At 55.1% G+C, this 10,517-nt stretch carries 5 protein-coding genes and 1 other annotated feature; all 5 genes read right to left on the bottom strand.

Annotated elements, in window-relative coordinates:
• Positions 1-342: 342 nt before the first annotated feature.
• The gene (gene rpoC, locus HMPREF1508_RS09510; protein WP_044961463.1) at positions 343-3,984 is read right to left on the bottom strand and encodes a DNA-directed RNA polymerase subunit beta'; all 3,642 of its coding nucleotides are present in this window, start codon (positions 3,982-3,984) and stop codon (positions 343-345) included.
• 19 nt (positions 3,985-4,003) lie between these two features.
• A complete protein-coding gene (gene rpoB, locus HMPREF1508_RS09505; RefSeq protein ID WP_044961461.1) occupies positions 4,004-7,984 on the bottom strand; it encodes a DNA-directed RNA polymerase subunit beta in 3,981 nt (1,326 codons plus the stop codon).
• A 414-nt stretch (positions 7,985-8,398) separates the two neighbouring features.
• Positions 8,399-8,773, bottom strand: coding sequence for a 50S ribosomal protein L7/L12 (gene rplL, locus HMPREF1508_RS09500; RefSeq protein ID WP_044961460.1), 375 nt, complete (start codon positions 8,771-8,773; stop codon positions 8,399-8,401).
• A 69-nt stretch (positions 8,774-8,842) separates the two neighbouring features.
• Positions 8,843-9,487: a 50S ribosomal protein L10 gene (gene rplJ, locus HMPREF1508_RS09495; RefSeq protein ID WP_044961459.1), complete on the bottom strand. Its 645-nt coding sequence runs from the start codon at positions 9,485-9,487 to the stop codon at positions 8,843-8,845.
• Positions 9,488-9,522: 35 nt separating this feature from the next.
• Positions 9,523-9,671, bottom strand: a sequence feature (ribosomal protein L10 leader region).
• A gap of 29 nt (positions 9,672-9,700) precedes the next feature.
• Complete coding sequence (rplA, locus tag HMPREF1508_RS09490; RefSeq protein ID WP_044961458.1) at positions 9,701-10,393, bottom strand: 50S ribosomal protein L1; 693 nt, start codon at positions 10,391-10,393, stop codon at positions 9,701-9,703.
• Positions 10,394-10,517: the final 124 nt, after the last annotated feature.

Here is a 10,517-nt window from a genome sequence, read left to right as displayed (position 1 = left end):
ACACAAAAACTGGGTTGACAGTCACATGTGAAATTCGGGCGAAATCGGATTGACAGCCACATGTGAAATTCGGGCGAAATCGGATTGACAGCCACATGTGAAATTCGGGCGAAATCGGATTGACAGCCATATACCGAAAACCAGATTAAAAAGTTCTATTTGTCACAGAAATGGGCAGCGGAGAAATGTTTTCTCTTTCTCCGCTGCCCCCGGGCTCATTTTCTCTTATAAAATTCCCATTCCACGCGTAAAATTCCTATTCCACGCGCCGTGGCTCAGGGCTTATGCAGCCATGAAAAGATCATTTCGCCCGGCGCTCGACAAGAAAGTTCTCAACGCGATTTACTCAGCGCTGGCCCCGAGCAGATCGCCATTTTCCTCATCAGAAGTCTCATCCGAAAGCTCGTCTGTCATATAGTCGCTGTTCATGGGAACATCCGAGTAGATCTTCATGCCGGTTCCGGCAGGAATCAGCTTGCCGATGATAACGTTCTCCTTGAGTCCGCGCAGGCTGTCAACCTTGCCCTTGGTCGCCGCGTCTGTAAGAACCCTGGTCGTCTCCTGGAAGGAAGCCGCGGACAGCCAGGAATCCGTTGCCAAAGCGGCCTTGGTGATGCCGAGGAGCTCCTGTTCACCGACGGCAAGCTCCTTGCCCTCATTCTCAAGTTCTTCATTGGTATCGACAAAATCCAGGCGGTCAACACGCTCGCCGGGCAGGAAATTAGACTGACCGGGATCCTCAACCGTGATCTTCTTGAGCATCTGGCGGACGATCACCTCGATGTGCTTGTCATTGATGTCTACGCCCTGCAGACGGTATACTCGCTGCACTTCCTGGAGCATGTATTCCTGCAGTGACTTTACACCCTTGATCTTAATAATGTCGTGGGGGTTGACAGAGCCCTCGGTCAGAGGATCGCCGGCCTCCACTTCATCGCCGTCCAGGACTTTGATACGGGAGCCATAGGGGATCAGATAGGCCTTCTCCTCTCCTGTCTTGCGATTGGAGATGATGATCTCGCGCTTCTTCTTATCCTCCCGCATGGTCGCGGTACCTGCGATCTCCGTGACAATGGCGACACCCTTGGGCTTACGGGCCTCAAAGATCTCCTCGACACGGGGAAGACCCTGGGTGATATCACCGCCGGCCACACCGCCGGTATGGAAGGTTCTCATCGTCAGCTGCGTACCGGGCTCCCCGATGGACTGAGCCGCGATGATCCCGATGGCCTCGCCGACCTGAACGGCCTGCCCGGTCGCCATATTGGCTCCGTAGCACTTCGCGCAGACCCCGTGATGCGTGCGGCAGGACAGAATGGTACGGATCTTGATTCTGGCCTTGACATTGCCGGCAATCGGCTTGCCATCCTCGTCGACACCGTTCTCGCAGATTGCGTGAGCGCGGCGCGGCGTGATCATGTGGTTGGCCTTAACGATGATATTGCCGTCAAGGTCGCGGATCTCATTGACGGAGAAGCGACCGGTAATACGGTCTTCGAGGCTCTCAATCTCCTCTTTGCCGTCCATGAAGGCGGACACGTACATGCCGGGGATCTCGCGATCATGGCCCGCGTTGCAGTCGGCCTCACGGACAATCATCTCCTGAGATACATCCACCAGACGTCTGGTCAGATATCCTGAATCCGCGGTACGCAGAGCGGTATCCGACAGACCCTTGCGGGCGCCGTGGGCTGAGATGAAGTACTCTAAGACATCAAGGCCCTCACGGAAGTTGGACTTGATGGGCAGCTCAATGGCCCGTCCTGACGTATCGGCCATCAGACCGCGCATGCCGGCCAGCTGCTTGATCTGCTGATTTGAGCCACGGGCTCCGGAATCAGCCATCATAAAGATGTTATTGTACTGATCCAGATCGTCCAGCAGGGCGTCTGTCAGCTGTTTATCCGTCTGCGTCCAGGTCTGGATCACTTCCTTATAGCGCTCTTCATCTGTGATCAGACCGCGCTTGTAGTTGCGGGTGATCTTCGCGACTGTCTCCTCTGCCTCCTCGATCATGGCGGGCTTCTCGTCCGGGATGGTCATATCGGAGACGGATACCGTCATTCCTGCCAGTGTGGAGTACCTGTAGCCCATCGCCTTGATGGAGTCAAGAACTTCGGCCGTCCTTGTCGCCCCATGGGTATTGATGACCTTCTCCAGGATTTTCTTCAGCTGTTTCTTGCCGACCATGAAATCAACTTCCAGCTGCAGGTAGTCGTCGTCGCTCTTTCGATCGACGAATCCCAGATCCTGCGGAAGAATCTCGTTGAAGACCAGGCGTCCCAGCGTGGTCTCAATCTCGCCGGTGTGCTTTCTCCCATCGGGCAGGTCAACCGTGCGGCGAACCCAGATTCTGGAATGGTAGTTGATGACCTTGTTCTCAAAGGCCAAAAGCGCCTCGTTGACGCTCGCGAAATGCTTGCCCTGGCCGGGCTCTCCCTCGCGCTCCTGGGTCAGATAGTAAATACCCAGAACCATATCCTGTGAGGGAACGGCCACGGGTCCGCCGTCTGACGGCTTCAGAAGGTTATTGGGAGAGAGCAGCATAAAACGGCACTCCGCCTGTGCTTCCTCCGTCAGAGGCAGATGAATCGCCATCTGGTCCCCATCGAAGTCGGCATTGAAGGCAGTACATACCAGAGGATGCAGCTTGATCGCCTTGCCCTCAACCAGAATGGGCTCAAAGGCCTGGATTCCGAGACGATGGAGGGTAGGCGCGCGGTTCAGCATCACGGGATGATTGCGGATGACATCCTCCAGAACATCCCAAACCTCATCCTGCTGCTGCTCGACCATCTTCTTGGCCGCCTTGATATTGCTCGCGGAGCCTCTCTGAACCAGAACCTTCATGACAAAGGGCTTGAAGAGCTCCAGCGCCATCTCCTTGGGAACGCCGCACTGGTAGATCTTTAATTCGGGTCCGACTACAATAACGGAACGGCCGGAGTAGTCCACACGCTTGCCCAGGAGGTTCTGGCGGAAGCGGCCGGACTTGCCCTTGAGCATGTCAGACAGAGACTTCAGAGCCCTGTTTCCGGGTCCTGTCACAGGTCTTCCCCTTCTGCCGTTATCGATCAGAGCGTCTACCGCCTCCTGCAGCATCCGCTTCTCATTGCGGACGATAATATCCGGAGCTCCCAGCTCAAGCAGACGACGCAGACGATTATTGCGGTTGATGATTCTCCGGTAAAGATCATTCAGATCGGAGGTTGCGAAACGACCGCCGTCCAGTTGAACCATAGGGCGCAGATCCGGTGGGATCACGGGAACGACGTTCAGAATCATCCAGGTGGGATCATTGCCGGACTCTAAGAAGGCATTCACGCACTCAAGCCTCTTTAAGGTGTGCGCTCTCTTCTGGCCAGAGGCATTCTCCAGCTCCGCGGACAGGTTCTCAGACTCCTTGGCCAGATCGACCTCAGACAGAAGCTCCTGAATCGCCTCTGCTCCCATGCCGACCTTGAATCCCTCGCCATACTTCTCCCGCGCCTCGGCATACTCATTCTCAGTCAGAACCTGCTTATAGGAGAGGTTGGAATCAGCGGGATCCAGCACGATGTAATTCGCGAAATAGAGGACGCGCTCCAAGGTTCTGGGCGACAGATCCAGCATCAGCCCCATGCGTGAGGGAATCCCCTTAAAGTACCAGATATGCGATACCGGGGCGGCCAGCTCAATATGTCCCATGCGCTCACGGCGGACAGAGGCCTTGGTGACCTCAACGCCGCAGCGGTCGCAGATCACTCCCTTATAGCGGATCTTCTTGTATTTGCCGCAGTGACACTCCCAGTCCTTGGTCGGTCCAAAGATCTTCTCGCAGAAGAGTCCGTCCTTCTCCGGCTTGAGCGTTCTGTAGTTGATGGTCTCCGGCTTCTTCACCTCGCCGCGGGACCACTGACGAATCTTCTCGGGAGAAGCCAGTCCAATCTTAATCGCACTGAATTCCGCCGCTTTGTTCGTGGATTTCTTCATATCTTCAGGCATTTATGGATCTCCCTTCTGATCAATCTTCGTCGCCGAAGTCCTCCTCGGCATCCTGGATGTCTCCGTCCGTATCCTGATCCTCGGAATCTACCAATTCCTCGCTCTCCGCGTCAAACTCCTGCTTGGTGAAGCCGTGCCGACCGAAGTTCTCAACATTCTCGAAGGCTGCGTAGCGCGTGTCATCAGAGCCGTCGATTAAGGCCCTGATCTCGTCGCTGTCCGCGTCGGCATTCTCAGCAGATCCCAAAGCCTCTGCCTTCTCCCTGTTTTTGGCATTGCGCTCCTCCCGGGAGATAAGAGCATTGATATTGGTATTGCCGTACTCCGTCGACTCCATCAGCTTCACTTCTCTGCCGCCGTCATCAAGAACATTGACGTCGAGCGCCAGAGCCTGCAGTTCCTTGAGCATAACCTTGAAAGACTCCGGCGTTCCCGGATCGGGAATGTTCTCTCCCTTGATGATAGCCTCGTAGGTCTTAACGCGGCCGACAACATCATCCGACTTGACGGTCAGAATCTCCTGCAGCGTATGGGCCGCTCCATAGGCCTCCAGGGCCCAGACCTCCATCTCTCCGAATCTCTGACCGCCGAACTGGGCCTTGCCGCCCAGGGGCTGCTGGGTTACCAGGGAGTAGGGGCCGGTAGAACGCGCGTGAATCTTGTCGTCGACCAGGTGATGCAGCTTCAGATAGTGCATGTGTCCGATGGTCGTGGGTCCGTCAAAGGGCTGACCGGTGCGACCGTCACGCAGCTGAACCTTGCCGTCCCTGGAGATGGGAACTCCCTTCCACAGAACTCTGTGGTCGCGGTTCTCAGAGAGATAATCCATGGTCTTCTGATCCAGGATCTCCTGGTACTTATTCTTGAAGTCCTCCCAGGGCTCATTGACATAGTCATTGGCCATTTCCAGCGTATCTCCGATCTCGCGCTCGCTCGCGCCGTCGAAGACAGGCGTTTCAATATTGAGGCCAAGGGCCTTGGCGGCCAGGCTCAGATGGATCTCCAGGACCTGTCCGATATTCATACGCGAGGGCACGCCAAGGGGATTCAAGACGATGTCCAGGGGACGGCCGTTGGGAAGGAAGGGCATATCCTCGACAGGGAGAACGCGGGATACGACACCCTTATTTCCATGTCGTCCGGCCATCTTATCGCCGGGGCCGATCTTGCGCTTCTGCGCGATGTAAATACGGACCGCCTTGTTGACGCCGGGATTCAGCTCGTCGCCATTCTCCCTTGTAAAGATCTTGGCGTCTACAACAATCCCGTACTCACCATGCGGAACCTTCAGAGAGGTATCTCTCACCTCTCTTGCCTTCTCTCCGAAAATAGCGCGAAGCAGCTTCTCTTCCGCCGTCAGCTCTGTCTCTCCCTTGGGGGTAACCTTTCCCACCAGAATATCACCGGAGCGAACTTCCGCGCCGATGCGAATGATACCGTTCTCATCCAGATCCTTGAGGGCCTCATCTCCGACGCCGGGAACATCTCTGGTAATCTCTTCCGGTCCCAGCTTCGTGTCACGGGATTCCGTCTCATATTCCTCGATATGGATGGATGTGTAGACATCGTTCTCGACCAGGTTCTCTGACAGAAGAACCGCGTCCTCGTAATTATACCCCTCCCAGGTCATGAAACCGATCAGGGGGTTCTTGCCGAGAGCCAGCTCTCCCCGCGATGTGGAGGGCCCGTCAGCGATTACCTCGCCGGCCTCGACACGGTCGCCCTTGAAGACGATAGGCCGCTGATTATAGCAGTTGGACTGGTTTGACCGTTCAAACTTGGTCAAAAGATACTCATCTCTTCCACCGTCATCCGTCTTGATAATAATGCGATTGGACTCGGCCGCCTCAACGGTTCCCGCCGCTCGGGCCAAAACACAGACCCCGGAATCGACTGCCGTCTTTGGCTCCATGCCGGTGCCAACAACCGGAGCCTCTGTCGTCAGAAGAGGCACTGCCTGCCGCTGCATGTTGGATCCCATGAGGGCGCGGTTCGCGTCGTCGTTCTGAAGGAAGGGGATCAGAGCCGTCGCGACAGAGAATACCATACGGGGAGAAACGTCCATATAGTCAAAGGCTCCCCGGTCATAAGTCTGGGTCTCATCGCGGAAACGGCCGGATACCTGCTTGTGGACAAAATGCCCGTCCGCGTCCAGGGGCTCATTCGCCTGGGCCACGTGGTAATTATCCTCCTCATCGGCCGCCATGTAGACAACCTCTTCGGTGACACGCGGATTGTCCGCGTCGGATTTGTCGATCACACGGTAAGGCGCCTCGATAAATCCGTACTCATTGATGCGGGCATAGGAAGCCAGCGAATTGATCAGACCGATATTGGGTCCCTCAGGAGTCTCGACCGGGCACATACGGCCATAGTGGGTGTAGTGCACGTCTCGAACCTCGAATCCGGCGCGGTCTCTTGAGAGTCCGCCGGGGCCAAGGGCAGACAGGCGCCGCTTATGGGTCAGCTCGCCCAGAGGATTGTTCTGATCCATGAACTGCGACAGCTGTGAGGAGCCGAAGAACTCCTTGACCGCTGCCGTCACGGGCTTAATGTTGATCAGGCTCTGCGGGCTGATCGTCTCGACATCCTGGGTTGACATGCGCTCACGGACCACGCGCTCCATGCGTGACAGACCGATCCGATACTGGTTCTGGAGGAGCTCTCCGACCGCGCGGATACGGCGATTGCCCAGATGATCGATGTCGTCGTCATTGCCGAGTCCATATTCCAGATGCATGTTGTAGTTGATCGAGGCAAAGATATCGTCTCTTGTAATATGTCTCGGAATCAGGTCATGCGCATCGCGCCGGATCGCCTCCAGAAGATCCTCCCTGTTGGGATTTTCCCGCATTAGCTGCTCCAGGACAGGATAATAGACCTTCTCATTGATTCCATAGGCCCTGGGGTCGTCGATATCCACATGCGCACTGATATCGACCATGAGGTTGGACAGGACCTTCACATTGCGGGTCTCTGTCTGAATCCAAACGAAGGGAACGCCGGCATTCTGGATTCGATCCGCCAGCTCCTGGTCAACCCTGCTGCCGGCAGAAGCCAGGATCTCACCGGTTGACTGATCCACCACATCTTCCGCCAGGATCTGCTTATTGATCCGCTTGCGCAGGGCCAGCTTCTTATTAAACTTGTAACGGCCGACCTTGGCCAGATCATAGCGTCTGGGATCAAAGAACATCCCGCTGATCAGACTCTCCGCGGACTCGACCGTCAGAGGCTCACCGGGGCGGATTTTCTTGTAGAGCTCCAGAAGGCCTCCCTCGTAAGAGCCCTGGGGCGCCTGTTCCGTAATGGAAGTGTCTTTCTCAAAAGAGGCCAGAATCTTAGGCTCCTCACCGAACATCTCGATGATCTCCTGGTTGCTGCCCAGTCCCAGAGCTCGAATCAGAACCGTGATCGGAACCTTGCGGGTGCGGTCAACGCGAACATAGAAGACGTCGTTGGAATCCGTCTCATACTCCAGCCAGGCTCCGCGATTGGGAATGACAGTCGCGGTAAAGAGCTCCTTGCCGATTTTGTCATGGTCAATTCCGTAGTAGATACCAGGCGAGCGGACCAGCTGAGATACAATGACGCGCTCCGCGCCGTTGATGACAAAGGTACCTGTCTCCGTCATCAGAGGAAGATCCCCCATGAAGATCTCATGTTCGTTGATCTCGTCGGTCTCCTTATTATAGAGGCGAACCTTTACCTTAAGAGGAGCAGAGTATGTGGTGTCCCTGGCCTTGCATTCCGGAATGGTGTATTTGATCTCATCGGTACACAGGCGGAAACCCACGAACTCCAAGCTCAAATGGCCGCTAAAATCCGAGATGGGGGAGATATCATCGAATGCCTCCTTCATGCCCTCATCGAGAAACCACTTGTAAGAGTCTCTCTGAACTGCAATGAAATTGGGCATCTCGAGAACTTCCTTGGAGCGCTTATAGCTCATGCGGACTCCCTTGCCGGATTTCACCAGATGTACTCTGTTCTTCTCCATTGACGTTTCACCTCTCGTTCAATCTTCGCATCCCGCAGAAGGCCAAAGAAGGCCGCAAAAAGCTGCAGGAAGCTGCTGTGATAGGTTCCTGTAAAAGGGCGCAATATGCCTATTGCGCCACAATAGTGCAACCTACATACTACTACGGCTTATCAAGGCCTGTCAACCGACAATTTTCAACCAGTTTTTCGGCGGTTTTTCGGCCAGATTTTCAGCACATCAATTTTTGACCTGAGAAGCGAGCAAGTAAATCAGAGAGAAGCATCAGAAAAGCAACCAGAAAAACGGTACTCCCTTCCATCAAAAAAGCCGCAGCCCACACGCGGTGAACTGCAGCCCTTTCTCTGCATAGGAACAGGATCTCTGGCAGACATCTGCTCCGTCCTCTGTATCAAATGATAGAAGTGAAGCCTCTTACTTAAGGGTAACCGTAGCGCCCTCAGCCTCGAACTTCGTCTTGAGCTCCTCAGCCTCTTCCTTGGAAACGCCCTCCTTGAGCACCTTGGGAGCTGCCTCAACAGCCTCCTTAGCCTCCTTGAGACCAAGACCCAGAGCATCACGGACAACCTTGATGACCTTGATCTTATTGACGCCGATAGAAGTCAGCTCTACATCGAACTCTGTCTTCTCCTCAGCGGCCGCGCCGGCAGCGCCGCCAGCTGCGACAACAACGCCAGCTGCTGCGGATACACCGAACTCTTCCTCGCAAGCCTTAACAAGATCGTTAAGCTCGAGCACAGAAAGCTCCTTGATCGCCTCGATAAACTCTTCCGTCGTTAACTTAGCCATTTTTATTTCCTCCATAAATATTGATGATCACAGTATTTTCTGATTCAAAGCGCACGCATCAACGCGCAATTACTCTGCAGGGGTCTCCGCTGCTGCCTGAACGGGCTCTTCTGCGGGAGCCTCGGCTGCTGCCTGAGCGGGCTCTTCTGCGGGAGCTTCGGCTGCTGCCTGAACGGGCTCTTCTGCAGGAGTCTCGGCTGCTGCCTCAGCAGGCTCTTCGGCAACTGCCTCGCCGCCCTTCTCCGCGATCTGATTGAGAACACGGGCCAGGTTGGTGACAGGAGCCTGGAAGCTGCCCAGCAATCTGGAAATGAGCTCGTCTCTTGAAGGTACGGACGCGATTGCCTGAATCTCCTCCGCGTCGTAGAACTTGCCCTCGACAACGCCGGCCTTCAGCTCAAGCTTGGGAGCCTTCTTGGCGAAGTTGGCAAGTACGCGCGCGGCGGCGGTTGCGTCGTCCCTGGAGATCGCGATTGCGTTGGGTCCCTCGAGAACATCTGCCAGGCCCGCGAAATCAGTATCCTTGATCGCGAATCTGACCATGGTGTTCTTGTAGACCTTGTAAGAAACGCCCGCTTCTCTCAGGTCCTTACGCAGCTCAGTATCTTCAGCGACCGTCAAGCCACGGTAATCAACCACAACAACAGAAGCTGCGTCCTGAATGCTGTCGGCGATTTCCTGAACGATCGGCTGTTTTAACTCTACTTTTGCCATGTATTGGTTTCCTCCTTATTAGATTTCAATTTGCGACATAAACCGAAAAACCTCACCGTCCTAAGACAGTGAGGCAGATGATCCTACGTATCACAGACAGGCTGTGTTCGTCGTCCTCCTCGGCAGGTCGATCTACGTTACGCCTTGCGGCACCTGCTGTCTTCGGTAAAGATGCTTACGCATTATAACTGGAATTGTATATGGTGTCAATCCTCAGGCAAACTGTGTCGTGTTTACCTTGACGCCGGCCCCCATGGTAGGCGCAAGAGTCACACTCTTCAGATACTGACCCTTCAGGCTTGAGGGTCTTGCCTTGACGATTGCGTCCATTAAGCTCTGGAAGTTGTCCGCTAACTGCTCATCGGTGAAGGAAGCCTTCCCGATCGGCACGTGAATAATATTGGCCTTGTCAAGGCGGTACTCGATCTTACCTGCCTTGATGTCGTTGACTGCCTTGGTGACATCCATCGTAACGGTTCCGGCCTTGGGGTTTGGCATTAAACCCTTTGGTCCGAGGACACGGCCGAGACGTCCTACAACGCCCATCATGTCCGGGGTAGCTACAACAACGTCGAAATCGAGCCATCCCTCGTTCTGGATCCTGGGGAGCAGGTCCTCAGCTCCAACGAAATCAGCTCCTGCGGCTGTCGCTTCCTCAGCCTTGTCACCCTTGGCAAATACCAGGACGCGAACGGTCTTGCCGGTACCGTGGGGGAGTACAACCGCTCCACGGATCTGCTGCTCCGCGTGACGACCGTCACAACCGGTGCGGATGTGAACTTCAATGGTCTCATCGAACTTGGCAGTCGCGTTCTTCTTAACCTGGCTGATCGCCTCCGCCTTATCAAGCTCTACCGTCTTATCGTAGCTCTTGACGGCCTCCTGATATCTCTTACCTCTCTTCATGATTACCTCCTGTGGTAGTAGCGGGAGAAGATCCCCTCCCACAAATTCTCTTGTAAAGACAGCAAACCGCTTTCCTTCAATCTGCCGTCATCCCCTGGTTATAAAACTGCCCTCCGGCCTCTTA

Source organism: Shuttleworthella sp. MSX8B, from assembly GCF_000524295.1.
GTDB classification, from domain to species: domain Bacteria; phylum Bacillota; class Clostridia; order Lachnospirales; family Lachnospiraceae; genus Shuttleworthia; species Shuttleworthia satelles.
This window is presented reverse-complemented; position numbering and strand designations above follow the sequence as displayed.

Bases quoted from the DNA above. Each gene is read 5' to 3' on its own strand.
- rpoC (WP_044961463.1), bottom strand. From the start codon at position 3,984: ATGCCTGAAGATATGAAGAAATCCACGAACAAAGCGGCGGAATTCAGT.
- rpoB (WP_044961461.1), bottom strand. From the start codon at position 7,984: ATGGAGAAGAACAGAGTACATCTGGTGAAATCCGGCAAGGGAGTCCGC.
- rplL (WP_044961460.1), bottom strand. From the start codon at position 8,773: ATGGCTAAGTTAACGACGGAAGAGTTTATCGAGGCGATCAAGGAGCTT.
- rplJ (WP_044961459.1), bottom strand. From the start codon at position 9,487: ATGGCAAAAGTAGAGTTAAAACAGCCGATCGTTCAGGAAATCGCCGAC.
- rplA (WP_044961458.1), bottom strand. From the start codon at position 10,393: ATGAAGAGAGGTAAGAGATATCAGGAGGCCGTCAAGAGCTACGATAAG.